Origin of the sequence: Acidovorax sp. 107 (genome assembly GCF_003058055.1) — a bacterium.
In the GTDB taxonomy this organism is placed as follows: domain Bacteria; phylum Pseudomonadota; class Gammaproteobacteria; order Burkholderiales; family Burkholderiaceae_C; genus Acidovorax.
On the sequence record NZ_QBTZ01000001.1, the window covers coordinates 338,219 to 364,383 of the forward strand.

Genomic DNA, 26,165 nt, shown 5'->3' on the forward strand with positions numbered 1-26,165 from the left:
CGTCCCTGGCCGCCTGGCCCTCAGTCGTACTTCACGGTGTAGATGATGTCCACCGCGCTTTTCTCGCCAGTTTGCCCGCGCAGGGTGAGGCGGCGGGAGAGGTCGTAAAAGATGTAGAGAGTGCCCAGCGTGCCCGACAGGCTGCGCTCATAGGTCACGTACAGGTCTTTGGACAGGCGCTTGCCGAAGGTGAGGGCGGCGGCGCTGGCGTCTTCGCCGGTGGTGGCACCGCGAAAGCCGATTTCGTCCAGGCCCAGGCGGCTGGCGGCGTTGGCCGTGGGGCTTTGGCCGCCGTTGCGGCCCAGCAGCGCCAACGCCGCTTGTTGCAGCACGGCCGCTTCGGCGCCTCCGGCGGAGGCATTGCGGCCCAGCACCACCCACGACAGCTTTTCGGCATCGGGCAGTTCAGGGTCCGAGTAAAGCGTGACGCGCGGCGCCTGCGCGCTGCCAGTGACCTGCACGCCCGCGCGCACGCTGATGTTGGGGCGCAGCGCCAGGATATCGAGCGAGGGGTTGTTGTACGGGCCGTTGAAGCGGATGAGACCCGTCTCCACGTCCAGCATCTGGCCCCAGGCGCGGTAGCGGCCCTGGTCGGTGCGGACCTCGCCGGTCACGCGGGGCGGGGCGCCGGGCACGGCGCTGCTGCGGATGTCCACCTCGCCCGTCAGCCGGGTGGTGATGCCCTGGCCTTGCAGCGCAAAGTCGCGCCCCAGGTTGAGGGTGATGGCGATGTCGGGCGGCTTGGCGGTCTCTGCCTGCGCGGCCACCTGGTTGGCCTTGGCGGCGGCCTGGGCCTTGGCCTGGTCTTCGCGGTCCTTGGCGGCAGAGCGCACGACCACGTCCGAGCCCAGTCGCGGTGCGGATTCATCGGGCAGGATGATGGTGGCGCGGTCGGTGGTGAGCTTGCCGCGCAGGCTGATCTGGCCCTGCTGCAGCTGGGCCTGCAACTGGCCCGACACGCTGACCTGGCGGTCGGCCCGTACGAGCACTTGCAGGGCCTTGGCCTCGGCCTGCAGGGACATGGTGATGCCTGACAGGCCGGTGGCTGCCGTGGCGCTGTCGCCCCAGGCCACGCGGCCCGTAGCAGTCAGCGTGCCGCCGTCTTGCGCTGCGGCCGTGCGGTTGCCGCTAAAGCCTGCGATGCGCGCGCTGCTGCCCCGACCACCTTGCAGGCGGAACTCCGTGATGTTGAGCTGGTTGCCCTGTAGCGTGGCGCGCAGGCGGCCACCTTGCAGGTCCACGCCGTCCACCACCGATCTCACTGCCATGTCGTCGGCCCCCAGGGTGCCCGCCCAGCGCGGCGCATCGCGCGTGCCCGACAAGGTCGCACTGGCGTCCAGCGTGCCGCGCACGCGCCAGCCGGGCGGCGCCAGCGCAGACCACACGCCCACGTCGGGCAGGCGGGCGCGCAAGGTGCCGGCCAGTGGTGCGTCGGCAGGCCAGGTGATCGGGGCACCGGCGTTGGCCGCGGACAGGCGTGTGCTGGCGGTGGCGTCGATCTCGCCCGCGCGGTCGCTGGCCCAGAGCAGGCGCGCGCGCAGCGTGTCGCCTTCGGCGGTGACCGTGATTTCTGCCTGGCGCACACCGGCGGGCGTGCCCGGGGCGCTCGATGCGCTTGCTGCACCTGATGCACCTGCAGGCGGTGTGGCTGCAGTGGCCAGCACGGTGGTGGCACCTGCACCGGTGCCCTGGCCGCTGCTTTGCACTGCTGTGACGGCTGTGGCATCGCCCGCCAGGATGCGCAGGTCGCCACTGGCACGGCGCAGGCTGGCGCTGGCGCGCAGGGCGTCGCCCGTGGTGTCCACACTCCATTGCCCGTCAAGCACGATGCTGCTGGCCAGGCCCATGCGCGCAAGCAGCGGCTGCGCGGGCCGGCCTGCGGCGGCGGGCGTCTCGCCCAGGCCCAGCGCATCCACCCAGGCCATGGGCAGGCCCTGCAGCGTGCCCTGCGTTTGCAATCGCGCGAGGGCGTTGGGTGCCATAGCGGCAGACCATTGCGCCGGCGACCAGCGCAGGGTGACGGTGCCTGGCAAGGGACCGGTTATTCGGGCCTGACCGGCCGATGCCTGCAGGCTGAGGGATGTGGTGGTTGATGGTGCCGCACGCCCGCTGGCCAGTGACGGGGGGGGGCTGGGGGTAGGGGCGCCGGTGCGCACAGTCAGGCCCAGGGGCTCTGCCAGTTGCATCGTCCACGGCCCGGGGCGCTGAGCGGCCTGGGCTTGCAGACGCAGTTCGCTGACTTGCAGCTGCCATTGCCCGGCACCCACCATCGTGCTGGCAAGGCGGGTCTGCACCATCGCCTGCGTGGCCTGGGGAGCTGGTGTGCGGACCTCGCCGGCTAGCGCCAGAGAGGCCTGTGCCAGGTTGCCACCCAGTTCGGCTTTGAAGGCGCGCAGTTGCAGGGCTTGCCCGGCGGAGGTGCCGCCGCTGGCGTTGGTGCTGGCCGGGAGTGTCAGGTCCAGCTGGGGGGTGTTCAGCGTGGCCTGCAGATCAAAGCGGTCGGGGTTGCGGGCGGGTGCGCTGTGGGCGGTGGCAGTCTGAAGTTGCTCCGTCAGCGTCTGCCAGCCACCCTTCCAGCGCGCGGTGATCTGTGCCGTGCCCTGGGCGCTGGCCCCTTGCAGCGCCCGCTGCACGGCGGTGCCCACCACCGGCAGCCCAGCCAGCCAGCGCTGCGTGAGCGAGGCGTCTGCCCACTGCACCTGCAGGTCGCCCGCGCCGCTGCGCGGGGCCAGCGTGCCTTGTGCCTGTGCGGTGGCGCCGGGCACTACCAGGGTGACCTTGCCTTGCGCAGACTGCGTGCCCAGTGCGACCTGCAGTCCGGTGGCTTCCACGCGGGCTTGCAGTGCGTCCAGCAGTAGGCGGTCCAGCCGCACCGTGCCGCCGTCGGTGGCCTGCCAGGTGCCTCGTGTGCTGAAGGTATTGATGCGCAGCGGTGCGCCCGCTGCACCCGGGGTCTTTGCGGTTGCCGTTCGCGCGGCAGTGCCGGTGTCTGCCCGCACATCGGCACTGAAGCGCACGGCCTCTCCCTGGGTTTGCGCGGTGACGCGGCCGGAGAGCGGGGCGGCGGCCAGCAGCGTGTGCAGGGCGTCGGGGCGCAGCGCGCGCAGGGTCGCCTGGCCCTCCAGCGCGTGGGTGGCAGGGGTGTAGTGGCCCTGCGCGGTGATGCTGCCCGTGCCCGCCTGCAGGGTGGCGCTGGGCACGGTCCAGCGGGTGCCGTCGTAGCTTGCGCTGGCGTCCAGCGCGGTCAGGGGCAGGCGGTTGGTGTCCCAGGGGCCGGGCAGGTCGTTGCGCAGCGCGGCCTGCAGGCTCCAGCCTGCTGTGCCTGCTGTGCCTGCTGTGCCTGCGCCGCCGGATGTGGGCCCGGCTTGCAGCGTGCCGTGCAACTGCGTGACCGGTGCCTGCGGCCACAGGGCCGCCAGATTGACGGCGCGCAACGTGGCGTTGGCGGACTGCAGGGGTTGCTGCGTCCAGGGTGCCAGCGTGGCGGCCAGATCGGCCTGCATGGGGTCTGCAGCGGGTGCAGGGGTTGTGCGTGGGGTAGGAGGTTTTGATGCGCCCGGTTTGCTGGCGGGCGCGGCTGCGGGTGGTGTGGCGGCTTCGCTGGTCGGCTCGGGCTTCAGGCGTGCCTGCAGTTGCAGCTGGGGGGCTGCGTTGGCCAGCGTGCCCTGCAGCGTGGCGTGGGCGCCCACCTGCAGCGCAGCGCCGCCCCCGGGCACGGCGGTGCGCACAGTGCCGTCCACGGTGGCATCCAGCGCCATGGGGGCTTGTGCGTCCAGCGTGGCGCGGGCGCTGTACTTGCCCTGGGCCAACTCCACTGCGCCTATGTTCAGGCGGTGCTGGTGGCCATCAAACCGGTAGTCGCCCACCAAGCCCTGGGCTTCCACGGCGGGTGACCCGGCCCACACAAGCTGGTCGACCCGGAACGGCACGCCCAGCTGCAGCGGCAGCACCAGGCTGGTAGGGGGCGTGGGTGGTGGCTCGGGTGTGTCAATGGGTTTGGGCTGGGGTGTGATCGCCACGCGGGCGGCATGCACCTCGCCCAGCTCCAGGCGGCGCTGCAGCAAGGGGGCCAGCTGCCAGCCCAGGCGGATGTCGGTCACTTCCACCGCCAGGGTGGGGCTGCTCCAGCGTAGCCAGCCAATGCGCCCGCCGCTGCGCAGCGAGCCGCTGACATCGCGGCTTTCCAATGTCTGGTTGGTAGGCAGGTATTGCGCCGCGCGGGCCAGCGTGGTTGCCAGCGACGTACTACTGCCCGCCCACCACCACAGCAGCGCACTGGTCGCCAGCAGCAAGGCCACCAGGGCCGCCACAAGCCAGCCCAAGGCCCGCAGCCAGCGCGGCGTGCGAGGGGGTTGAGGGCGGGGTGCCGACGAGGACCCGGCGCTGAAGTCCGACGCGCGGGCGCGGGGCTTGGGGGTGTGGGGGGCGTCGCTCATCGCCATCAGAAGCTGAACCCCAGGCGCAGGTGCAGCCGCACCTCTTTGGTCTTGACGCCATAGGCCAGGTCGGCCTGCAGCGGGCCCACGGGGCTGCGCCAGCGCACACCGGCGCCCACGCCCACGCGCGGGCTCAGGTCACCCACCTTGTCGGCCACGGCACCGGCATCCACAAACAGCGTGCTTTCCCAGTCGGTCATGGCCCCCTTGTAGACGATGGGGCGTTGCCACTCCACGCTGCCCACGGCCAGGTAGCGGCCCCCGTACAGCTGGCCGTTGTCGGTGCGCGCGCCGATGCTGCGGTAGCCGTAGCCGCGCACGGTGGTGTCGCCGCCCGTCACAAACAGCTGCGTGACGGGGATCTGCGCGCCCTCGCGCGCCAGCACCGCGCCTGCCTCGGCCCGCAGGGCCACACGGGCATTACGGCCGATGCCTGCGTCGTCCTGCACGCGCCCTGCGGGGATGAAGGACTGCCACCGCACCAGGGCGCGCACAAACGGGTCGCGCTCGGGCCGCAGCGTGGTGCCCAGGCCCAGCTCCACCGCCAGGCCGTGGCCCCGCGTGGGGGCGGTCAGGCTGTTGAAGTAGCGGCCCGTCCAGCCGTAGTTGATGCTCAGGGCGGTGCTGGTGTCGGAGGGCGACCGCGTATTGTCGGTCAGGCCTTGGCTGTTGGCGTAGTCGTACTGCAGAAAGTAATTGCGGTCGATGGATTTGGTGCTTTTGCTGCGGCCCGCGCGCACGCGGCCACTGTTCACGTCGTAGTCGCCCGTGGCCTCGCGCAGCAACTGGCCGCCCGCAAACCAGCGCCAGCCGTTGTCGTTGGGCAGGTCCGTCCATTCGGTGTTGGCGAGCTTGGTTTCGCGGTCGAGCGCGAGTTTGGTCACCGCGCGCCAGCCCAGCACGGGCATCTGGTTGTGGATGTGTTCCAGGGACAGGCGTGCGCCGCTGTCGGTCGAAAAGCCCGGGCCAAAGACCAGCTTTTGCATCGGGGCCTCGCGCACCTGGGCCACGACGGGGGCGGCCTGCGGGTCGGTGCCTTCGGTGTCGAGCGTGAGGAACACGGCGTCGTAGTAGCCGCTGCTGGCCAGGCGCAGCTGGGCGTCCAGCATGTCGGCCTCGTCATACACGGCGCCCGTGGGCAGTCGTGCCAGGCGTCGCGCACCGTCGCTGTCGTAGCGCTGGCTGCCTTGCACGCGCAAGGGGCCGAAGCGGTAGGCGGGGCCGGGGTCATAGCTCACGCCCAGCTGGGCTTCGTGCCGGTCGGCATCGATCTCGGCCCGGCTGTTGGCGATGCGGGCCGTGGGGTAGCGCCGGGCCTGCAGCTGGCGCAGCCCGTCGGTCTTGGCGCTGTCCCAGGCCGACTGGGTAAAGGGCTGCCCGGGGGCGAGGGACCAGTTGCGCTGCAGGCGTTGCTGCCGTCGCGCCAGGGTGTCCTTGTCGGCCTCGTCGGTGCCCGCCACGGTGATGTCGGCACGGGCAATGCGGGTTGGGGGGCCGGGCTCCACGGTGACCGTGACGGTGCGGGGTGCGCCCTTGCGGGTGCCCGCAGTCTCTTGCGCCTCTGTCAGCTCCACGGTGATGGTGGGCGCAAAGTAGCCCAGGGTGCCCAGCAGTTCGCGCGCATTGGCGTCGGTGGCGCCCAGCAGGCGCTGCAGCTCGTTGGCCTGCAGGTCGGGCAGCTGGCGAAAGCGCTGCAGCTCCAGGTGGCGCTCCAGTGTCTCGCGCACCGCGTCGGGGGCACGCACCACCACGTCAAACGATGGTGCGCCATTGCCAGCTTCTGGACTGGCCAGGTCGCTGCGCGTGTCGCCGGTCGTGGGCTCGTCGGCACGCGGCAGCAGGCTGCAGCCGCTCAGGCACAGTGCGCCGGAAAGCAGCAACGCCGACCACAGGGCCGGCGTTGGGGTACTAACAGTGGCGGGGCGCAAAACGCGGAGGGGCACGGTGCGGGAGGATGTGTCAGGGGATCGTGTGGGGGAGGGCAAGCCTGCCAGCCCGCCCGATGCATCCCCGACTATGCCCTGAAACGGGAGCGCCCCCTGTCGGACAGATGCTCACAAGGCACCTGGCCCCGCCGCAGGGGCTACTTGGACAGCAGCCGCATGGTTTCTTCCAGGCCCTTGAGCGACAGCGGGTACATGCGGTTGCCGATGAGCTGCTGGATGATGCTGATGCTTTGGCGGTACTGCCACACGCCCTGTGGCTCAGGGTTGATCCACGCAAACTTGGGGAAGGCGTGGGTCAGGCGCTGGATCCACTCGGCACCCGGCTCTTCGTTGTTGTATTCCACGCTGCCGCCGGGCTGCAGGATCTCGTACGGGCTCATGGTCGCGTCGCCCACAAAGATCAGCTTGTAGTCCTTGTTGTACTTGCGGATGATGTCCCACGTCGGGAACTTCTCGGCAAAGCGGCGGCGGTTGTTCTTCCACATGAAGTCATAGACGCAGTTGTGGAAGTAATAGAACTCCAGGTGCTTGAACTCGCTCTTCACGGCGCTGAACAGTTCTTCCACCCGCTGGATGTGTTCGTCCATGGTGCCGCCCACGTCCATGAGCAGCAGCACCTTCACGTTGTTGTGCCGCTCGGGCACCATCTTGATGTCCAGGTAGCCTGCGTTGGCTGCCGTGCTGCGGATGGTGTCGGGCAGGTCCAGCTCCAGCTCATGCCCTTCGCGCGCAAACTTGCGCAGGCGGCGCAGCGCGACCTTGATGTTGCGCGTGCCCAGCTCCTGTTGGTCGTCGTAGTCTTTGTAGGCGCGCTGCTCCCACACCTTCACCGCGCTCTTGTTCTTGCCTGCACCGCCAATGCGCACGCCCTGCGGGTTGTAGCCGCCGTGGCCGAACGGGCTGGTGCCGCCGGTGCCGATCCACTTGTTGCCACCCTCGTGGCGCTCCTTCTGTTCTTCGAGGCGCTTCTTCAGCGTCTCCATGAGTTCGTCCCAGCCCATCTTCTCGATGGCGGCTTTCTGCTCGGGCGTGAGTTCGTTCTCCAGGATCTTGCGCAGCCAGTCGGCCGGGATCTGCTTGGTGAAGTCGGCCACCATTTCGACGCCCTTGAAGTAGGCGCCGAAGGCCCGGTCGAACTTGTCGTAGTGCTTCTCGTCCTTGACCAGCGTGAGGCGCGAGAGGTTGTAGAAGTCGTCCAGGCTCCAGGCGTCATCCGACTTGGGGCCCACCACACCGGCCTGCAGGGCTTCGAGCAGGGTGAGGTATTCCTTGACCGACACGGGCAGCTTGGCCGAGCGCAGGGTGTAGAAGAAGTCGATGAGCATGATTTGGGCCTCCAGCGCTAGTAGTTATTGCGCGTGACGCTCTAAAAGATATAGCAACTGTGCCTTGGCCTCCGGCCATTCGCCAGCACGCATGCTGTACATCACCGTATCGCGGATGGTGCCGTCGCGGCGCAGCGCGTGGCCGCGCAGCACGCCGTCCTTCTTGGCGCCCAGGCGCTCGATGGCGCGTTGCGACGCAAAGTTGTAGTTGTCGGTGCGCCAGCCCACCACATGGCAGTCCAGCGTGTCGAACGCGTGGCCCATCATCAGCAGCTTGGCCGTGGTGTTGACGTGGGTGCGCTGCACGCTGTGGCGGTACCAGGTCCACCCGATTTCCACACGCTTCACGGCGGGCACTATGTCGTGGTAGCTCGTGGTGCCCAGCACCGTGCCGGTGGCGTCTTCCACCACGGCAAAAGCAAAGCGGTTGCCGTCTTCGCGCATCTTGAGCGCGGCTTCGATGTACGCACGCGTGTCCTGCGGCTCGGGCACCGAGGTGATGCGCAGCTTCCACAGCTCGCCATCGGAGGCAGCGGCGCGCAAGCCTTCTTCGTGGGTCAGAGCCAGGGGCTCCAGGCGGACGCCGCGATCCCGCAGCGTGACAGGTTCTACAAAAGCCATGGGTCTCTACCCTTTGATCATCAATCCTGGGACGGCTGGCTGCGGCGGCTGTTCTGCCAGCGCCGGGCCCCGTGCAGTCCCAGGCCACCACCGAGGCCCACCAGGGCAATGCCCACCAGGCTGCCGGTGCCGTAGCCGGGCGCGAAGATGTCGAGCCCGAGCAGCTGGCCGAGCCAGAAGCCCAGCAGCGCACCCCCCACAAAGCCAACGGCATCTGCGACGCCGTTGACCAGCAGCTGGCGGGTGTCGTCGTTGCCGTTGCTGTTGCTGTTGCCGTGGCTCACTCAGCGGTTCCTCTGGTTCATGAACACCAGCTTTTCAAACAGGCTCACGTCCTGTTCGTTCTTGAGCAGCGCGCCCACCAGCGGGGGTACGGCCACCTTGTTGTCTGCGCTTTGCAGGGCGGTGAGCGGGATGTCTTCGGCCACCAGCAGCTTGAGCCAGTCGATCAGCTCGCTGGTCGAGGGCTTCTTTTTCAGGCCGGGCAGGTTGCGTACGTCATAGAACGTCTTCATCGCCACGCTGAGCAGCTCGCTCTTGAGCGTGGGGAAGTGCACGTTGATGATCTGCCGCATGGTGTCGGCCTCGGGGAACTTGATGAAGTGGAAGAAGCAGCGGCGCAGGAAGGCGTCGGGCAACTCCTTCTCGTTGTTCGAGGTGATGAACACCAGCGGGCGGTGCTTGGCCTTGATGAGTTCGCGCGTTTCGTAGCAGTAGAACTCCATGCGGTCGATTTCGCGCAGCAGGTCGTTCGGGAATTCGATGTCGGCCTTGTCGATCTCGTCGATCAAGAGCGCCACGGGCCGGTCGGCCGTGAAGGCCTGCCACAGCACGCCCTGGATGATGTAGTTGCGGATGTTCTTCACCCGCTCGGCGCTGTCACCGTCGTTGAGCTGGCTGTCCCGCAAGCGACTCACCGCGTCGTATTCATACAGGCCCTGCTGGGCCTTGGTGGTGGATTTGATGTGCCATTGCAACAGTGGCATGTCCAGCGCCTGCGCCACTTCCTCGGCCAGCATCGTCTTGCCCGTGCCGGGCTCACCCTTGATCAGCAGCGGCCGTTGCAGCGTGATGGCGGCATTCACGGCAAGCATCAGGTCTTGGGTGGCGACGTAGTTCTGGGAGCCTTGGAATTTCATGGGGGAAAACACCGGATCGTTGATGAATGGGCTTGACAGGGCGCTGGCTATAATCGACGGCTGATCAGAGCCCAGAGCTGAACTTCCACGAGATTGTGCGCGCAAAATGAACAAAACGTTGACCACGCTATTTGCCCTGGCTGTCGCTTCCGTGACCGCCTTGTCCCACGCCCAGGAAGCCAAGGGCGACGTGGAAGCCGGCAAACAAAAGATTGCCATGTGCATTGGGTGCCACGGCATCGTCGGCTACCAGGCCAGCTTCCCCGAGGTACACAAGGTGCCCATGATCTCGGGCCAAAGCGCCAAGTACATTTCGGCAGCGCTGGTCGCCTACCAGAAGGGTGAGCGCAAGCACCCCACCATGCGCGGTATCGCCGAGTCGCTGTCCGAGAAGGACATCGCTGACGTGTCGGCCTATTACGAACAACACGGCAAGACCGGTGCCGAGCTGCCCGCCAAGCCCTCGCGTGAACCCAGCGTGCAAGTGGCCGAGCTGCTGAAGAAGGGCGCCTGCGTGTCTTGCCACGGCGACAACTTCTCCAAGCCCATCGACCCGTCCTACCCCAAGATTGCAGGCCAGCACGCTGACTACCTGTTTGTGGCCCTGAAGTCCTACAAGGTCGAAAAGAACGCCAACGTGGGCCGTGGCAACGCCATAATGGGTGGTGTGGCCAAGCAGTTCACCAATGCCGAACTGAAGGCGCTGGCCAATTACGTGAGCGGCCTGGACAGCGAGCTGCACACCGTGCGGCAGTCGCCCTTCCGTTGATCAGCAGCCGCGCTGACCACGACAAGAAAAGCCCGCTTCGGCGGGCTTTTTGCTGGGCGGTTGACTCGTCAACGGCTGGCGGCCCACGCGCCCACCGCCAGACACGCGCAAGCCGTGACCGTCAGGCGCCATCGCAGCGGCAAGTACCACGCGGGAAGCGAGGTGCGCGCAGCCAGCCGATGGTCTTGCACCAGGTGCACTGCAAAGCCTGCGATCAGCAGCATGAACCCTGCTGCAGGGGGCAATAGCATGGCGGGCCAGGCCATCAGCGATGGCACCACGCTCCACACAAAGCAGCGTGTGCGCTCTGGGGCGCTCATCCCGCTTTGTGCCATGGCAAAGCCCCAGTGCAGCGCACCCACAAAACTCAAAATCACCGCGCCGTAGGCCAGCAGCGCTGCGCTCCACCACGGTGTGCCCGGCGCCCACAGGCCCACCGCTGCCAGCGCCAGGAACGGCAGCAGGCCACCGTATCCCAGCCAGGCCACAACCGGCGGGGTGGGGGCAGAGGAGGGCGAAGGCAAAGGTTGTGTGGACCGGTGGATGTGAGTCGACATGGAGGCCTCCAGATAGGGTGCTCGCATTGTCTGGAAACCGGGACTCCCGAGTGCCATGCATGGTTGTGTGCCACCCACCCGGCGCTTCGCGAAAGTCTCAAGCCCTGCGCCTACAGAGCTCTCCGGTATCGCCAGTTAAAATAGGAACTGGGTGTCGGCGCCAGGGTGGCCCGGCAGGTTCATGCGCTGGTCGGGCCGCCGCGCGGTTTTTCTGCGACCCATGAACTCCTCCCCCACCTTGATCCAGGTGGTTGGCGCCGTCCTGTTCGGCCTGGCCATTCTTCACACCTTCTCCACCAAGTATTTCGAGCACCTTGCGCACACGCAGCCCCGGCATGCGGGCATCTGGCATCTGCTGGGCGAGGTAGAGGTCGTCTTCGGCTTCTGGGCGATGGTGCTCATGCTGGTCATGTTTGCCATCGGCGGCAAGCAGGAGGCCACGGCCTACCTGGACTCGCGCAATTTCATTGAGCCGCTGTTCGTGTTCGCGATCATGGTGATTGCTGCCACCAGGCCCATCCTGGAACTGTCTGGGGCGCTAGTCCGGGCGCTCGCCGCCTTGTTGCCAGTGCAGCGCGGCATGGCCATGTACTTTGTGGTCCTGGCGTTCGTGCCCTTGCTCGGGTCGTTCATCACCGAGCCAGCAGCGATGACGCTGGCCGCGCTGATGCTTCGGGACACGCTGTTCTCTCACCCCATCTCCAGCCGGCTCAAGTATTCGACCATCGGTGTGCTGTTCGTGAACATTTCGATTGGTGGAACGCTCACTTCCTTTGCAGCGCCTCCCGTGCTGATGGTGGCTGCCAAGTGGAACTGGGACATTGGGTTCATGCTGTCCAACTTCGGCTGGAAGGCGGCAGTGGCCGTGCTCATCAATGCGGCCATTGCGATGCTGATCTTCCGCAACCAGCTGGCTCACATGGGCCGCAAGATTCCCGCCTCCGAGTCCCCCGTGCCGTGGACCGTGACGGGCGTGCACCTTACCTTCCTGGTGTTGGTGGTGGTGTTTGCTCACCATCCGGCCGTGTTCCTGGGCCTGTTCCTGTTCTTCATGGGGTTCACCACCGCTTACCAGCGCTACCAAAGTCCGCTGATCCTGCGCGAGGCGCTGCTGGTGGCGTTCTTCCTGGCTGGCTTGGTGGTGCTGGGCGGCTTGCAGCAATGGTGGCTGCAGCCCGTGCTCATGAAGATGGATGCCAACGCTGTGTTCTTTGGCGCCGCAGCGCTCACCGCGTTCACGGACAACGCTGCGCTGACTTACCTGGGCTCGCTGGTCGAAGGTCTGAGCGACGAGTTCAAGGTGGCCCTGGTGGCGGGCGCCGTCACGGGGGGCGGCCTGACGGTGATTGCCAATGCGCCCAACCCGGCCGGGGCATCCATCCTGAAGGAGAAGTTTTCGGACGGCGTCATCAACCCGCTGGGCCTGCTGCTGGGGGCATTGCCCCCCACGCTGGTGGCGGTGATCGCGTTTCGGGTGTTGTAGTTGCCAGGCGGTCAGCGATCAGCCAGCACCGCCTGGTTGGTCATGGCCTCGCAGATGGCGCGGATCTGCGGGCGCATGAGCCGGGCCACCTCGTCGCGCCGGTGCGATTCGAGCCTTCCTGAAATGGCGGCCACGCTGATGGCGGCGATGGGATTGTCCGGCGGAAACGCAATGCCAATGGCGGCTGTGCCCGGCGTGACCACGCTGTCCAGAAACGCGTAACCCTTCTCGCGCCCTACCTTGATCGCTTCGCGCAGGTAGGGGGCTGTGACGAATCCGTACTTCTCGTACTTGGGTGCATTGGCTTCGATGATGGACTCTGCCTCGTCCGGCGGCAGGGCGCACAAGATGGCCAGCCCGCCCGCACCGACGCCCAGCGGGCGGCGAATGCCCACATCCAGCGCCAATGACTTGATGGGGTAGTCGCCCAGTGCGCGGTGGGTGCATACCGCCTCCAGCCCGCTGCGTTCGCTCAGGTAGATGGTGTCCTGCGTGACTTCGGCCAGTTTCTGCAGCGCACCGTCACACAGTTCCGATAGCCGGTAGCGTGGCCGCGCGAGCAGGCCCAGCTCGTACAGCAAGGGGCCGAGGTAGTACTTGCGCGTGTGCGTATCCCGGTTCAGCAGGCCCTCGGCTTCCAACCGGTGGAGCATGCGAAAGCAGGTCGATTGCGGCAGACCGCTGGTGGTGGCGATCTCGCCGATGCGCATGCCGCCTTTTCCACGAGACGCCACGATACGGAGCATCTGCACCACGCGCTCAATGCTCTGGGTGCCAGTTTTTGAATTTCCACTATGTGGCGGTTCTTTTGTCTCAAAGGGGACTGTTGTAGTGTTTTTATTCATATTGTGTTTGTAGTTTGTATCCACATGGTGGGCAATATAGGGTTTACCCAGGCAGTTGAACTGGCGTTTGATTTTTTAATAAGTGATCAAACGATTTGTTCAACTTCCACATAGTGGATAACTGGGTAAAGCCGCATGTCTTACACGATGACTGAAAAGATCCTCGCCCGGGTTGCAGGGGTGCCTGCCGTCAGGGCGGGCGACGAGATCCTGGCGCGGCCGGATTTCGTGATTGCCTACGACTTTCCGGGCTACACCGATGTGTTCTTCAAGGAGGCCAAGGAGGAGTTCGGTGTGGACAAGGTGCCAAGCCCTGAGCGCTTTGTGCTGTTCATCGACCACATGGTCCCGGCTGCTGCCCCCAAAGAGGAAGAACTCCACAAGATCACCCGTGCCTGGGGCAAGGAGCAAGGCGTGCCCGTGCATGAGCGCGAGGGCATCGGCCACCAGGTGTCGGCCGAGCTGGGTTACGCCACGCCGGGTGCCTTTGCAGTGCACTTTGACGGGCATGTGAGCCAGCTGGGCGCGTTTGGTACCCTGGCGATGGGCGCCCGCAAGAGCGTGCTGGAGACCTTTGTCTCCGAGCGCATGGCGCTCGTGGTGCCCGGCACGGTCAAGATCGAAGTCACCGGTACGGTGCAGCCCGGCGTGATGGCGCGGGACATCTTCCACCACCTGGTGCGGGTGATGGGGCCTTCCTCCTGCCGCTTCAAGGTGGTGGAGCTGTGCGGCCCTGTGATTGACGCCATGAGCATCGAAGGCCGCCAGACGATCTGCGGCCAGGCCATGTTCTTGGGCGCGACGACGATGCTGATCGCCCCCGATGCCAAGACGCTCGAATATGCCAAGGGCCGCGCCAAGATCGCCCTGGACCCGGTTTACCCCGATGCCGACGCGCACTACGACCGCGTGGTGACGGTGGATGTGAGCAACCTGGCCCCCATCGTGGTGGCACCACCCAGCCCCGCCAACACGCGGGACCTGACCGAATACGCGGGCCTGGAAGTGCACATGGGGTATCTGGGCAGCTGTGCCAGCGGCCGGCTGGAGGATCTGCGCGTTGCAGCGCAGGTGCTCAAGGGCCGCAAGATCAAGCCGGGCTTCCAGCTGCATGTGGTGCCCACCTCGCAGGCCATCATGTCGCAGGCCGCCAGCGAAGGCCTGATCTCGACCCTGGTAGATGCCGGTGCGTTCATCAGCTCGTCGAGCTGCGACTACTGCTATGGCCGCATTGCCACCATGACGGATGGTCAGCGCGCTGTCTCCACCGGCACGCTCAACACGCCCGGTCGCATGGGCAGTGCCGATTCTGAAATCTTCATCTGCAACGCCGCCGTGGTGGCTGCATCGGCCCTGGAAGGCTGCATCACCGACCCCCGGCCTTACCTCTCCAACACCGAAGGGAGTGCAGCATGACTCTGCCCACCTTGCACGGCCGCGCGGCCTGGGTCTTTACGGAAGACGACTACGACATCGACCTGATCGTCGGCATCAAGAACATCAAGATCACCGACATCAACGAGCTGGCAGCGGTCACCATGACCAGCTACGACCCTGACTTTGCCCAGTCCGTCAACAAAGGCGATCTGCTGGTAGGCGGGCAGAACTTTGGCTATGGCCACCCGCATTACCCGGCCATGCGCGCCATGCGCCACCTGGGCGTGGCAGGCGTGATTGCCGAGTCGTTCTCTCCCGGTTTCTTCCGGGGCGAGATCAGCATGGGGTTCCCGCTGATCACCTGCCCGGGCATCCGCGCGGCGACGCAGCGGTGGGACACCCTGCAGGTGGATTGGGAGCGCGGCGTGGTGGTTAACCAGCGCACGGGGCAGACACTGCCGTTCGAGCCCTGGTCGTCCACCGAGCGCGCCACCATCGAGGCGGGTGGGTTCACGCCCTATCTCAAGGCCCGGCTGGCACGCGAGCGTGCTGCCGCGGCCGCGGCGGCGGCGTGACGGGCAGGGGCACACCATGTTGCAGATGATTGTCAGCGGCGTCGCCCTGGGCGCCATCTACGGGCTCATCGCCCTGGGCATCGTGATGGTGTTCAAGGCGACGGGCATCCTCAACTTCGCGCATGGCGAGGCAGCCATGCTCTCGGCCTTCGTGGCCTACACGCTGTTCAAGCTGGGCCTGCCGTTGTGGGCTGTGGTGCCGCTCACGCTGCTCTTTGGCGCGGCGCTGGGCATGGCGATCGAGCGGTTCATCATTCGCCGCTTCATTGGCAAGGCGCTGCTGTCGTCTGCGATCTGCACGCTGGGCCTGTTCCTGGTGTTTGGCGATCTGGCCATCTGGGTGTGGGGCAAGGACACGCAGGAGCTGCCCAGCATCTTCCCGGCCGCGCCCATCGACATCGGGGGCGTGATCGTTTCGGGCATTGACCTGGGCATCGTGGCCGTGTGCGCCACGCTGGCCGCCCTGCTGTTTGCGTTCTTCCGCTTCACGCGCCTCGGTATTGCCATGCAGGCGACGATGGAAAACCCCACGGCTGCGCGCCTCATGGGCATTCCGATCAAGCGCATCTATGCGTTGGCCTGGGCGCTGTCGCACGTGATCGCAGCCACGGCGGGCTTGCTGATTGCGCCGCTGACTTTCGTGCACTTTTCGATGATGCAGCACGCACTTCACTTCGCGTTCGCTGCTGCCGTGCTGGGTGGCATTGGCAGCATGCCAGGCGCGCTCTTGGGCGGCGTGATCATTGGTGTGTCGTCGAACCTCACTGGCGCCTATGTGTCCTCGGCCTGGAAGGACGCCGTGCCCTTCATCGTGATGCTGGTCATCCTGATCCTGCGTCCCCACGGTTTGCTGGCCCGCGCCCAGATCAAGAAGGTCTAAGGAGCCGCCATGACCAAAGTCTTTGACACATACTCCTGGCTCGGCCCAGTGCTGTTTGTGCTGGCCTTCGTGCTGGCGCCGCTGGTGCCCGGTGGTTACGTGCTGTACATCTTCACGCTCGTCATCATCTACACGCTGGCTTCGTTCGGCACCAACATCCTCACGGGCTACACCAACCTGATCTCCATGGCGGGTGCCGTGTTCTTCGGCATCGGTGCCTATGGCTCGGCCATCCTCACCACGCACTTTGGCGTGCCGCTGGTGCTGTCGATGTTCATTGCCGCCAGCATCGCCACCGTGGTGGGCTTGCTGCTGGCGCTGCCCGTGCTGCGTCTGGAAGAGGTTTTTCTGGCCATCGCCACGCTGGGGTTTGTGATGATCTCGGTAGAGATCGCCAAGTCCAGCGGCGACATGTCGGGCGGCGAGAACGGCATGGGCGCGCCTGGCCCCACCTTGTTTGGCTGGGCGCTGGACGAGCGCGCGTACCACGTGTTCACTGCCGTCGTGCTGGCGGGCGCGCTATGGGTGGCGCGCAACCTGGCGCGCAGCCGGTTTGGGCGGGGTTTTCTGGCCATCAAAGGCAGTGAGACAGCTGCTCGGGCGCTGGGCCTGAACACCACGGCGCTCAAACTGGTGGCGTTTGGCGTGTGTGCCTTCTACACCGGCTTGTCGGGCGCGTTGTATGCACCACTGGTGCGCTTTATCGACCCCTCGCTGTTCAGCATCATGGTGTCGATCAGCTTCGTCTCGATGGTCATCGTGGGCGGGCTGGGCTCCATCCTGGGCTCGGTGCTGGGTGCAGTGTTCGTCATTGGCGCACCGCAGTTGCTCACCTACCTGGGGTTCGATCAGTTCCAGCGCGCGCTGTATGGCGTGGCCATGATCCTGGCGCTGATGTTCCTGCCCGACGGGTTGGCCAGCCTCTTCAAGCGCAAGCGTCTGCCCGGTGCGGATGCAGCGCAGAGCGGGGGTGTGCGATGAGAGTGATGGACGAAAAGACCTTGCCGTCGCAGGCGCCTGTGGCGGCAGCACCAGGCCAGGCAAAGCCTTTGCTCAGCATCCAGGGCGTGCGCATGGCGTTCGGCGGCATCGTGGCCGTGCAGGACGTGAGCTTTGACGTGATGCCCGGCACAGTGCATGCGCTCATCGGCCCCAACGGCGCTGGCAAGACGACGATGCTCAACTGCATCAGCCGCTTCTACACGCCCCAGCAGGGCGCTATGCGCTACCGCACGGCTTCTGGCGACGTAGAACTGCTGGGCTGCAAAGCCCATCAGGTGGCGCGTCTGGGCATCGCCCGCACGTTCCAGAACCTGGAGCTTTTTGCGGAACTCACGGTATTCGACAACGTGCTGATTGCACGGTCGATGGCGATGCGCGCCACGCTGGTGGAGGCCCTGCTGAGCCTGCCACGCCAGCGCCGAGAGGAGCGAGAAGAACGGGAGCGTGTGGAAGCGGTGCTTGAAAAGCTCAGCCTGCGAGTCCATGCGCATGCGCTGGTGCGCGACCTGCCCTATGGCACGCAAAAGCTGGTGGAGCTGGCCCGCGCCATGGCGCTGGAGCCGCGCCTGATGTTGCTGGACGAGCCCGCTGCCGGCATGAACAACCGCGAGATCGATGCCCTTGGTGAAACGCTCAAGCGGCTGCAGGCCAGCACGCAAGCGACGCTGCTGCTCATCGAACACAGCATGCCGCTGGTGATGTCCATCTCGGACACGATCACCGTGATGCACAACGGCGCGTTTCTGGCACAGGGCACACCCAGAGAAATCGAAAACCATCCCGCCGTGGTCGAGGCGTATCTCGGAGGAGGCAAGAGTGGCAAACGGCGTTGAGACATCCAGTGCACCGGCACTGCTGAGCGTGGACAACCTGAGCGCGGGCTACGGCAAGATCCGCGCGCTGCACGGCGTGAGCCTGCGTGTGCCGCAGGCCCGCATCGTGTGCGTGCTGGGCGCCAATGGGGCTGGCAAGACCACGTTGATGCGTGCGCTCTCGGGCCTGTTGCCGGTCAGCGAGGGTCAGGCCATTTTTGATGGCCAGTCCATCGCCAACGTGCCTGCCGAAGCACTGGTGCGCCGCGGTATTGCCCATGTGCCGCAAGGCCGCATGGTGTTTGCGCAGCTCACCGTACGCGACAACCTGGTGCTGGGCGGCTACACCCGCCCGGCCGCCGAGGTGCGCGACGACATCGACCGTGTGCTGGGCTATTTCCCCCGGCTCAAGGAGCGCATCACCTCGCGCGCCGGCACCTTGTCGGGCGGCGAGCAGCAGATGCTGGCCATTGCCCGGGGCCTGCTGGCCAAGCCGCGCCTGCTGATGCTGGACGAGCCCTCGATGGGCGTGGCCCCCATCCTGAAGGACGCCATCTTCGAAACGCTGCGCGACATCCGCGATCGCGAAAACCTCACGCTGCTCATCGTGGAACAAGACGCCGACATTGCGCTCGACATTTCTGACGAGGGCTACGTCATCGAGACCGGCCGCGTGGTGATGCAAGGCCCGGCCGCCGAGCTGGCGGGCAATGAGGACATCCGCCGCGCCTACCTGGGCGGCTGATCGCCAACCCAGACCCCCAAGTTCCTTTCCCATGTTCCCTTCCCACCGATAAACACAGGAGACAAACCATGAGTCACTTCATTCCACGCCGTACGCTGCTGGCTGCCGCTGCAGCAAGCTGCCTGATGGCGACCACGCTGGGCGTGCAGGCTTTCGAGAACAAGGACGAAGGTGTGCTGACCCAGGAGATCGTTCTGGGCTCCTCGCAACCGCTGTCGGGCACGCTGGCCTACATGGGCAAGGCCGTGGACGAAGGCATGCGCACGTACTTCGACATGGTCAACGAGCAAGGCGGCGTCAACGGCCGCAAGATCAAGCTCATTACCTATGACGACGAGCTCAAGCCCGCCAAGTCGGTGGCCAATGCGAAGCTGCTGGTCGAGCGCGACAAGGTGTTTGCCATGGTGGGCAACATCGGCCACGCCACCAACATCAGTGCCTACAAATACAGCTCCACCAAGAAGGTGCCCACCATTGGCGCGCTGAGCATCTCGGACCTGACCTCCAACCCGCCGCGCGACCTGCTGTACGTGCTGCCATCGCCCCAATCCACCGAGACGGCGGCCTACATCGACCATGCGGTCGAGGTGCTCAAGGCCAAGAAGATCGCGATGCTTTACCAGAACGACGGCTGGGGCAAGCCAGCTTACGACATTGCCGTCCAGCGCATGGAAAAGCACGGCCTGAAGCTGGTGGAGGCGCAGACCTTCGAGCGGTTTGCGACCGACCTCACCTCGCAGGTGTTCAAGCTCAAGCAGGCCGAGCCCGATGTAGTCATCGTCTACGCGCTGGGTCAGGAGGCCGTGCAGTTCTTCCGCGGTGCCGAAAAACTGGGCTGGAAGCCTACGGTGTTCGGTGCGGGCGGGCTCAACGACCCCAAATTCATCGAGCTGCTGGGCAAGACGCAGTCCAAGCTGTACGTGGCTTCGTACTACGACGCCGTGGACGGCAACAACCCGGCCATCCAGTCGTTCTTCCAGCGCTACGCCAAGCTGTACCCCAAGTCGGCGCCCACGTCGATGGCGCTGATGGGCTATTCGTCAGCCGCTGTGACGGTCGAGGCTTTGAAGCGTGCCGGTGCCGAGCCCAGCCGTGCCAAGGTGGTGGCCGAGCTGGATGGCATGAAGGACTTTGACCAGAAGATTGGCCCCAAGATCACCTTCCAGCCTATCAGTGCTGGTGGCTATGCGCGGCGCGGCCAGACAGGCGTGGCGCTGATGGAGCTCAAGGACCAGAAGTTCGTGTCCATGGGCAGCTATATCGACCCTGTGAAGCGCTGAGGACCTGACCATGACCAAGAGCTTGCGACAACAGCTGCGCGCGCGCATCCAGTCAGGCCCGACCTTCTGGATGGCGGGCGCGCAAGACGCCCTGTCGGCCCTGCTGGTGGACCAGTCGGACTTTGACGGCATCTTCACAACGGGCTTCGGCATCTCGGCATCGCTGCTGGGGCAGCCGGACATGGAGGTCTACACACTCAGCGAGAACGTGGGTGTGGTGCACCACATCGTCAACGTGGTGAGGAAGCCCGTGTTTGCTGATGCCGACACCGGCTACGGCAACGTGATCAACGTGGCCCGCACGGTGCGCGAGTTTGAGAAGGCCGGTGTGGCGGCCATCTCGATCGAAGACCAGATCAGCCCCAAGCGCTGCCCGGCGGCCGCGGCCGTGACGCCCGTGGTGTCCATCCCCGACGCCGTGGCGCGCATCAAGGCGGCGGTGGATGCCCGTCGGGACCCGGACCTCCTGATCGTGGCCCGCACCGATGTGGCCGACCCCGAGGAGGCCATTGAGCGTGCCGTGCGCTTTGCCGAGGCTGGTGCGGACCTGATCCAGCCCATCTCGCGCACCTTCAAGGGCTATGAAGACTTGGTGCGCTTGCGCGATGCCTCGGGCCGCCGACTGTCGCTGCAGCTCATGCAGGGGCTCTGGATGTCGCGTCTGACGCGCTCGCAGATCGAAGAGGTGGCAGCCTTTGCCACCTACCCGGTGGTGACGCTGATGAGCACGGTGCATGCCTTGCAAAAGAACCTGGCCACGCTGTCGGCGCGCCGCACGGGCGATGTAGACGGTTTGCCCTGTGGACAGACCAGCATGGCCGACTTCAAGGAAGTGATTGGCTGGAAGGCCATGGAAGAGCGCCAGGCGCACTACGAAGCCGGTTGAATTGCACGCGCCCGAGTGCGGCGCAGTGTTCATGAAAAGTAAGGCCAGCACCCCGGGTGGGTGCTGGCCTTTTTTTGTTGCTGGGGGCTGGTAGTGGGGCGCCGGGCTGTGGTCTCAGTCGCGCGTGGCGCGCCGCTGCACGCAGGCGATGTAGGCGTCGCCGTCGGGCGGGCGGCCTGCACGCTGGCTTTCCCACAGCATCTCGCCCAGGCAGTCCATGGCGGCGTGGTGTGCGTCGTGCAGCGAGTCGAGCCGCGCGGTCAGCAGCTCGACCGCCTGGCGGATGCCGCGGGGCTGGTCGATGCTGCACTGCTCGCTGATCGACAGGTGCATCGACAGGTGCAGAAACGGATTGGTCTGCCCCGGCGTTTCGTCGTAGTTGCGCGCCACGGCCGCGTCGGCGTCGGACAGGTCGGCGTGGTATTCGGGGTGCTCGGCGATCCACAGGCTGGCCAGCGTTTCGATGGCTTCCATGGGGGCGCCGCTCTGGGTCTTGGCGTGCACGCCGCACAGAAAGCGGCGCACATCGGCTTGAGAGGGGCTGAACATGGGACGTGAGGGTAGCACGCAGGCCACAAGCCGGCATGCGCAGGGGAGCGTGGACCGATACGGCCGTGCGGGTCGCGCCCGCCCGCTACGCGGCGCCGGGGCGGCGTCCTACGCGGGCGGCGGGCGCGCGCACCTACATTGGGCTGGCGCAAAGGCAGGGAGCCGGGTCCCCTTTGTCGCAGTCCTCAAAACCCGGCATTGGGAGAACTGTCATGAAGGCAATGCGAATTGTGGGTGTGCTGTTGCTGGTGCTGGGGCTGGCCGGGTTTTTGACCGGTGGCTTCAGTTTTACCAAGGACACCACGCAGGCCAAGCTGGGGCCGCTGGAGCTCACTGTGAAGGAAAAAGAGTCCGTCAACATTCCGCAGTGGATGAGCCTGGGCGCGATGGTGCTGGGCGGCGTGGTGTTGGTGCTGGGTTTTCGCAAGAACTAATTTCACCCGTCGTGGCGAGCGACTGGGGCTGCGACTCCGGCTCTTGCCCTATCCACGTAAGACGAGTGTCTGAGGTTCATCTCTAGGCGCTCGTTGCGATGGGTGATCCCCAAAGTTCGCCGGGCGTCGTCCTGCTTTCTCCAGGACTCCTACCCCCTTGGCGCTCCCATCATGCGCGAAATGGTCCGCGCCGCACTCAGCAGCGCGGGCAACAGGCTCTCCTGCATCATGGCCGCACTCGTACGGTTGGCCTGACCGCTGATGTTGAGCGCCGCCACCGTCTGCCCCGTGCGGTTGGTCAGCGGCGCGGCAATCGAAATCAATCCCTCTTCCAGCTCCTGGTTCACTAGGCACCAGCCTTGCTGCCGCGCCTGGCGGATGTGAGCCAGCAGCGCCTCCATATCCGTGGTGGTGTGCGCGGTAAAGCGCTGCAGGGGGTGGCCCTGCAGCCGGGCCTGCAGTTCGTCGTCTGGCAACCCTGCCAGCAGCATGCGGCCCATGGAGGTCCAGCACGCGGGCAGGCGCGAGCCCACGCCCAGCGTGGTGCGCATGATCTTGTGCGTGGGCACGCGCAGCACGTAAACGATGTCCAGGCCGTCGAGCACGGCGGCCGATGACGACTCGCGCACCTCTTCCACCAGGTCTTCCATCACCGGCTCGGCCAGGTTCCAGATGGGCAGCGAGGACAGGTACGCAAACCCCAGGTCCAGGATGCGCGGGCTCAGGCGAAACAGCTTGCCGTCCGTCTCCACATAGCCCAGCGTCTGCAGCGTGAGCAGGATGCGGCGCGCGCCTGCGCGGGTCAGGCCGGTTTGCGCCGCCACTTCGCTCAAGGTCTGCTGCGGTGTGGCCGCGCTGAACGAGCGGATCACCTCCAGCCCGCGCGCGAATGACTGCACATAGCTGTCGCTCGGTTTGGGGTCTTTGGCTTCAGGGCTTTGGGAATTCATACGTATGCCAACTATAATTCTTTAAGCGAACATTTGTTCTATATACGAACAAATTTCGGAGAGACGAGACAGCAAACAAGCAAACCAAGAAAGCGTTGCAATGATCAACAAACTGGCGGACTCGGTGGCCCAGGCCCTTGCGGGGGTGAAGGATGGTGCCACGGTGTTGATAGGCGGGTTCGGCACGGCCGGCATTCCGGGCGAGCTGATCGACGGCCTCATCGCCCAGGGTGCGCGTGACCTCACTGTGGTCAACAACAACGCTGGCAATGCCGACCAGGGCCTGGCCGCGCTGCTCAAGGCCGGGCAGGTGCGCAAGATCATCTGCAGCTTTCCGCGCCAGGTCGATAGCTATGTGTTCGACGAGCTGTATCGCAGCGGCAAGCTGGAGCTGGAACTCGTGCCCCAGGGCAATCTGGCCGAGCGCCTGCGCGCGGCGGGTGCGGGCATCGGCGCCTTCTTCTGCCCCACGGCGCATGGCACCGAGCTGGCTGCTGGCAAGGAAACGCGCGAGATCAACGGCAAACACTACGTGCTGGAGTACCCCATCCATGGCGACGTGGCCCTGATCAAAGCCGAAAAGGGCGACCGCTGGGGCAACCTCACCTACCGCATGTCGGCGCGCAACTTTGGCCCCGTGATGGCCACCGCCGCCAAGACCACGATTGCCACCGTGCACGAGGTGGTCACGCTCGGCGCGCTGGACCCGGAGGCCATCGTAACCCCCGGCATCTACGTGACCCATGTCGTGAAGATCGACCGCACAGCCACGCAGGCGGGCGGATTCAAGAAATCCGCGTGATATCGGCCGCAAGCGCAGAAAGAATGAGCATGAGCAGCTATCAAAAGCGTAGTAAAGACGAGTTGGCGAAACGCGTGGCACAAGACATCCACGACGGCGCCTACGTCAACCTGGGCATCGGCCAACCCACCCTGGTGGCCAACCACATTCCTGCCGGCCGCGAGGTCATCCTGCAAAGCGAAAACGGCATCCTGGGCATGGGGCCGGCGCCCGCTGCGGGGCTGGAGGATTACGACCTCATCAACGCGGGCAAGCAGCCCGTGACCTTGCTGCCCGGCGGTGCGTACTTCCACCACGCCGACAGCTTCGGGATGATGCGCGGCGGCCACCTGGACATCTGCGTGCTGGGCGCGTTCCAGGTGTCGGCCACGGGCGACCTGGCCAACTGGAGCACGGGCGAGCCCGGCGCCATTCCCGCCGTGGGCGGGGCGATGGACCTGGCCATCGGCGCCAAGCAGACCTGGGTGATGATGGACCTGCTGACCAAGCAGGGCGCGAGCAAGATCGTCACGCAATGCACCTACCCGCTCACCGGTGTCGCGTGCGTGAAGCGCATCTACACCGATCTGTGCACACTGGCCTGCACGTCCACAGGGCTGCAGCTCATCGACACCGTGCCCGACCTGTCACTGGCCGAGCTGGAGCGGCTGGTGGGCCTGCCCATCCGCCCCGCAGCCTGAATCCACCCCCCGAAACGAGGAGACAAAACCATGAGCCAATCACAACGCCAAGCCTTCATCTGCGACGCCATCCGCACCCCCTTTGGCCGCTACGGCGGCGCGCTCTCCAGCGTGCGCACCGACGACCTGGGTGCCATCCCCATCAAGGCGCTGATGGAGCGCAATCCCGGCGTGGACTGGGCGGCGGTGACCGACGTGCTCTACGGCTGCGCCAACCAGGCCGGTGAAGACAACCGCAACGTGGCCCACATGAGCAGCCTGCTCGCAGGCCTGCCGATGGACGTGCCCGGCGCCACCATCAACCGCTTGTGCGGTTCGGGCCTGGATGCCGTGGGCACCGCCGCACGCGCCATCAAGGCGGGCGAGGCCGGCCTGATGATTGCGGGCGGCGTGGAAAGCATGAGCCGCGCGCCCTTCGTCATGCCCAAGGCCGAGTCGGCCTTCAGCCGCAACAACGCGGTGTATGACACGACCATCGGCTGGCGCTTCATCAACAAGCTGATGAAGGAAAAGTACGGTGTGGACTCCATGCCCGAAACCGCCGAAAACGTGGCGACGGACTTCAAGATTGAGCGCGAAGCCCAGGACCAGATGGCCCTGCGCAGCCAGCTCAACGCCGTGGCTGCGATCAAGGCCGGCCACCTGGCGCGCGAGATCGTGCCCGTGCACATCGCGCAGAAGAAGGGCGACGCCATCATCGTCAGCCAGGACGAACACCCGCGGGAGACCAGCCTGGAAGCGCTGGCCAAGCTCAAGGGCGTGGTGCGGCCCGATGGCACGGTGACGGCGGGCAACGCCAGTGGTGTGAACGACGGCGCCTGCGCGCTGCTGCTGGCCGATGAAGCCAACGCCGCCAAGTACGGCCTCAAGCCCCGCGCCCGCGTGGTGGGCATGGCCGTGGCCGGTGTGGCGCCGCGCATCATGGGCTTTGGCCCCACGCCCGCGACGCTGAAGGTGCTGGCGCAGACAGGCCTGACCATCGACCACATGGATGTGATCGAACTCAACGAAGCCTTTGCCGCGCAAGGCCTTGCCGTGCTGCGCGCGCTGGGCGTCAAGGACGACGACGCGCGCGTGAACGCCTGGGGCGGCGCCATTGCACTGGGCCACCCACTGGGCGCCAGCGGCGCGCGCCTGGTCACCACCGCCGTCAACCGCCTGCACGAACACGCCGGAAAGTACGCGCTCTGCACCATGTGCATCGGCGTGGGCCAGGGCATTGCCGTGATTCTGGAGCGCGTGTGACCGAGATCGAGCGCAACCCCACACCAGTCACCGTCATCACGGGTGCCAGCAACGGCATCGGCCGCGCGATTGCCGAAGCCGTGCTGGCCCAGGGTCACGCCGTGGTCAACCTGGACTACGTGCTGCCCAGCTGGAGCCACCCGCAACTCACCTCGTACCAGGGCGACCTGACCGCCGAAGCATCAACCCGTGAACGCGCAGCCGAGATTGCGGCCAAGCACAACGTGACGGCGCTGGTGAACAACGCGGGCGCCACGCGCCCCGGCACCATCGACACTGCCACGACTGCGCAGCTCGACGACGTGGTGGGCCTGCACCTGCGTGCGCCCATGCTGCTGGTGCAAGCATTCTTGCCCACGCTGCGCGCCTGCGGGCAGGGCCGTATCGTCAACATGTCGTCGCGTGCGGCGCTGGGCAAGGGCGAGCGCATCGTCTACTCGGCCACCAAGGCCGGAATGATCGGCATGACGCGCACGCTGGCCATGGAGCTGGGGCGTGACGGCATCACCGTCAACGCGATTGGCCCCGGGCCGATTGCCACTGAATTGTTCCGCCAGAGCAACCCGGACGGTGCACCGCAGACCCAGCGCATCCTGAACAGCATCGCCGTAGGCCGCATGGGCACGCCCGATGACGTGGCGCGCGCGGCGCTGTTTTTCCTCTCGTCCGACAACGGCTTCGTGACCGGGCAGGTGTTGTACGTGTGCGGCGGCACCACGCTGGGAGTGGCGCCTGTTTAGCAATCTGAACTGATCTTCCCCGCCGCCCCGCAAGGGGCGCACCCCTGTTCTCACCCGGAGGCCTCGGCGCCCGGTTGAGGCCACGGC

At 66.0% G+C, this 26,165-nt stretch carries 25 protein-coding genes; 15 read left to right on the forward strand and 10 right to left on the reverse strand.

The window, feature by feature from the left end; genetic code table 11:
- Positions 1-20: 20 nt before the first annotated feature.
- From C8C99_RS01660 to C8C99_RS01685, 6 genes are all read right to left on the reverse strand, one after another.
- Positions 21-4,442: a translocation/assembly module TamB domain-containing protein gene (locus C8C99_RS01660; RefSeq protein ID WP_108624750.1), complete on the reverse strand. Its 4,422-nt coding sequence runs from the start codon at positions 4,440-4,442 to the stop codon at positions 21-23.
- Positions 4,442-6,379, reverse strand: a complete 1,938-nt coding sequence (locus tag C8C99_RS01665; RefSeq protein WP_233247144.1) for an autotransporter assembly complex family protein — start codon at positions 6,377-6,379, stop codon at positions 4,442-4,444. Before C8C99_RS01665 ends, C8C99_RS01660 begins: the two co-directional genes overlap by 1 nt.
- A gap of 140 nt (positions 6,380-6,519) precedes the next feature.
- Positions 6,520-7,707 (reverse strand): VWA domain-containing protein, encoded by a 1,188-nt coding sequence (locus tag C8C99_RS01670; protein ID WP_056637203.1) that lies wholly within the window; start codon positions 7,705-7,707, stop codon positions 6,520-6,522.
- Between the two features lie 24 nt (positions 7,708-7,731).
- A complete protein-coding gene (locus tag C8C99_RS01675) occupies positions 7,732-8,328 on the reverse strand; it encodes a GNAT family N-acetyltransferase (protein ID WP_056637200.1) in 597 nt (198 codons plus the stop codon).
- A 20-nt stretch (positions 8,329-8,348) separates the two neighbouring features.
- Positions 8,349-8,612 carry a hypothetical protein gene (locus tag C8C99_RS01680; RefSeq protein ID WP_056637197.1) on the reverse strand — a complete coding sequence of 88 codons (264 nt, stop codon included), beginning with the start codon at positions 8,610-8,612 and terminating at the stop codon, positions 8,349-8,351.
- Positions 8,613-9,467 carry a MoxR family ATPase gene (locus C8C99_RS01685; RefSeq protein WP_055401588.1) on the reverse strand — a complete coding sequence of 285 codons (855 nt, stop codon included), beginning with the start codon at positions 9,465-9,467 and terminating at the stop codon, positions 8,613-8,615.
- A gap of 106 nt (positions 9,468-9,573) precedes the next feature.
- Between C8C99_RS01685 and C8C99_RS01690 the strand changes: the two genes are divergently transcribed.
- A complete protein-coding gene (locus C8C99_RS01690; protein WP_108624752.1) occupies positions 9,574-10,236 on the forward strand; it encodes a cytochrome c in 663 nt (220 codons plus the stop codon).
- A gap of 68 nt (positions 10,237-10,304) precedes the next feature.
- On the opposite strand, the gene C8C99_RS01695 is transcribed toward C8C99_RS01690, so the two are convergent.
- Positions 10,305-10,793, reverse strand: coding sequence for a DUF3429 domain-containing protein (locus tag C8C99_RS01695; RefSeq protein WP_199226277.1), 489 nt, complete (start codon positions 10,791-10,793; stop codon positions 10,305-10,307).
- 220 nt (positions 10,794-11,013) lie between these two features.
- Between C8C99_RS01695 and C8C99_RS01700 the strand changes: the two genes are divergently transcribed.
- Complete coding sequence (locus C8C99_RS01700; RefSeq protein ID WP_233247145.1) at positions 11,014-12,276, forward strand: putative Na+/H+ antiporter; 1,263 nt, start codon at positions 11,014-11,016, stop codon at positions 12,274-12,276.
- Positions 12,277-12,287: 11 nt separating this feature from the next.
- Here the strand turns inward: C8C99_RS01700 and C8C99_RS01705 are convergent, their stop codons facing one another.
- Positions 12,288-13,121 (reverse strand): IclR family transcriptional regulator, encoded by an 834-nt coding sequence (locus C8C99_RS01705; RefSeq protein ID WP_108624755.1) that lies wholly within the window; start codon positions 13,119-13,121, stop codon positions 12,288-12,290.
- A gap of 147 nt (positions 13,122-13,268) precedes the next feature.
- Between C8C99_RS01705 and C8C99_RS01710 the strand changes: the two genes are divergently transcribed.
- The 8 genes from C8C99_RS01710 (at position 13,269) to C8C99_RS01745 (ending at position 20,678) form a co-directional block, all read left to right on the forward strand.
- On the forward strand, positions 13,269-14,537 hold the full coding sequence (locus C8C99_RS01710) for an aconitase family protein (protein WP_233247146.1): 1,269 nt from the start codon (positions 13,269-13,271) through the stop codon (positions 14,535-14,537).
- Positions 14,534-15,073: a 3-isopropylmalate dehydratase gene (locus C8C99_RS01715; protein ID WP_108624757.1), complete on the forward strand. Its 540-nt coding sequence runs from the start codon at positions 14,534-14,536 to the stop codon at positions 15,071-15,073. Before C8C99_RS01710 ends, C8C99_RS01715 begins: the two co-directional genes overlap by 4 nt.
- A gap of 16 nt (positions 15,074-15,089) precedes the next feature.
- Positions 15,090-15,953 (forward strand): branched-chain amino acid ABC transporter permease, encoded by an 864-nt coding sequence (locus tag C8C99_RS01720; protein ID WP_043566893.1) that lies wholly within the window; start codon positions 15,090-15,092, stop codon positions 15,951-15,953.
- A 9-nt stretch (positions 15,954-15,962) separates the two neighbouring features.
- Positions 15,963-16,934: a branched-chain amino acid ABC transporter permease gene (locus tag C8C99_RS01725; RefSeq protein ID WP_108624758.1), complete on the forward strand. Its 972-nt coding sequence runs from the start codon at positions 15,963-15,965 to the stop codon at positions 16,932-16,934.
- A 5-nt stretch (positions 16,935-16,939) separates the two neighbouring features.
- Positions 16,940-17,788, forward strand: a complete 849-nt coding sequence (locus tag C8C99_RS01730) for an ABC transporter ATP-binding protein (RefSeq protein WP_108624759.1) — start codon at positions 16,940-16,942, stop codon at positions 17,786-17,788.
- Positions 17,772-18,512 (forward strand): ABC transporter ATP-binding protein, encoded by a 741-nt coding sequence (locus tag C8C99_RS01735; RefSeq protein WP_056637174.1) that lies wholly within the window; start codon positions 17,772-17,774, stop codon positions 18,510-18,512. Before C8C99_RS01730 ends, C8C99_RS01735 begins: the two co-directional genes overlap by 17 nt.
- A 68-nt stretch (positions 18,513-18,580) precedes the next feature.
- Positions 18,581-19,792 (forward strand): ABC transporter substrate-binding protein, encoded by a 1,212-nt coding sequence (locus C8C99_RS01740; protein WP_108624760.1) that lies wholly within the window; start codon positions 18,581-18,583, stop codon positions 19,790-19,792.
- 10 nt (positions 19,793-19,802) lie between these two features.
- A complete protein-coding gene (locus C8C99_RS01745) occupies positions 19,803-20,678 on the forward strand; it encodes an oxaloacetate decarboxylase (RefSeq protein ID WP_056637168.1) in 876 nt (291 codons plus the stop codon).
- 114 nt (positions 20,679-20,792) lie between these two features.
- Here C8C99_RS01745 and C8C99_RS01750 read toward each other — a convergent pair whose 3' ends face one another.
- Complete coding sequence (locus tag C8C99_RS01750; protein WP_010459392.1) at positions 20,793-21,227, reverse strand: DUF1841 family protein; 435 nt, start codon at positions 21,225-21,227, stop codon at positions 20,793-20,795.
- 212 nt (positions 21,228-21,439) lie between these two features.
- Here C8C99_RS01750 and C8C99_RS01755 point away from each other — a divergent pair, with 212 nt between their 5' ends.
- A complete protein-coding gene (locus C8C99_RS01755) occupies positions 21,440-21,661 on the forward strand; it encodes a hypothetical protein (RefSeq protein ID WP_015015527.1) in 222 nt (73 codons plus the stop codon).
- Between the two features lie 149 nt (positions 21,662-21,810).
- Here C8C99_RS01755 and C8C99_RS01760 read toward each other — a convergent pair whose 3' ends face one another.
- Positions 21,811-22,611, reverse strand: a complete 801-nt coding sequence (locus tag C8C99_RS01760; protein WP_056637165.1) for an IclR family transcriptional regulator C-terminal domain-containing protein — start codon at positions 22,609-22,611, stop codon at positions 21,811-21,813.
- Between the two features lie 100 nt (positions 22,612-22,711).
- Between C8C99_RS01760 and C8C99_RS01765 the strand changes: the two genes are divergently transcribed.
- The 4 genes from C8C99_RS01765 to C8C99_RS01780 are packed head-to-tail and all read left to right on the forward strand — an operon-like array spanning position 22,712 to position 26,078.
- Entirely contained in the window at positions 22,712-23,413 is a 702-nt protein-coding gene (locus C8C99_RS01765; RefSeq protein ID WP_108624761.1) for a 3-oxoacid CoA-transferase subunit A, read from the forward strand.
- A gap of 29 nt (positions 23,414-23,442) precedes the next feature.
- Complete coding sequence (locus C8C99_RS01770) at positions 23,443-24,093, forward strand: 3-oxoacid CoA-transferase subunit B (RefSeq protein ID WP_108624762.1); 651 nt, start codon at positions 23,443-23,445, stop codon at positions 24,091-24,093.
- Between the two features lie 30 nt (positions 24,094-24,123).
- Positions 24,124-25,338 carry a 3-oxoadipyl-CoA thiolase gene (gene pcaF, locus C8C99_RS01775; protein WP_108624763.1) on the forward strand — a complete coding sequence of 405 codons (1,215 nt, stop codon included), beginning with the start codon at positions 24,124-24,126 and terminating at the stop codon, positions 25,336-25,338.
- The gene (locus C8C99_RS01780) at positions 25,335-26,078 is read left to right on the forward strand and encodes an SDR family NAD(P)-dependent oxidoreductase (RefSeq protein ID WP_108624764.1); all 744 of its coding nucleotides are present in this window, start codon (positions 25,335-25,337) and stop codon (positions 26,076-26,078) included. The genes pcaF and C8C99_RS01780 overlap by 4 nt, the downstream gene beginning before the upstream one ends.
- Positions 26,079-26,165 lie beyond the last annotated feature (87 nt).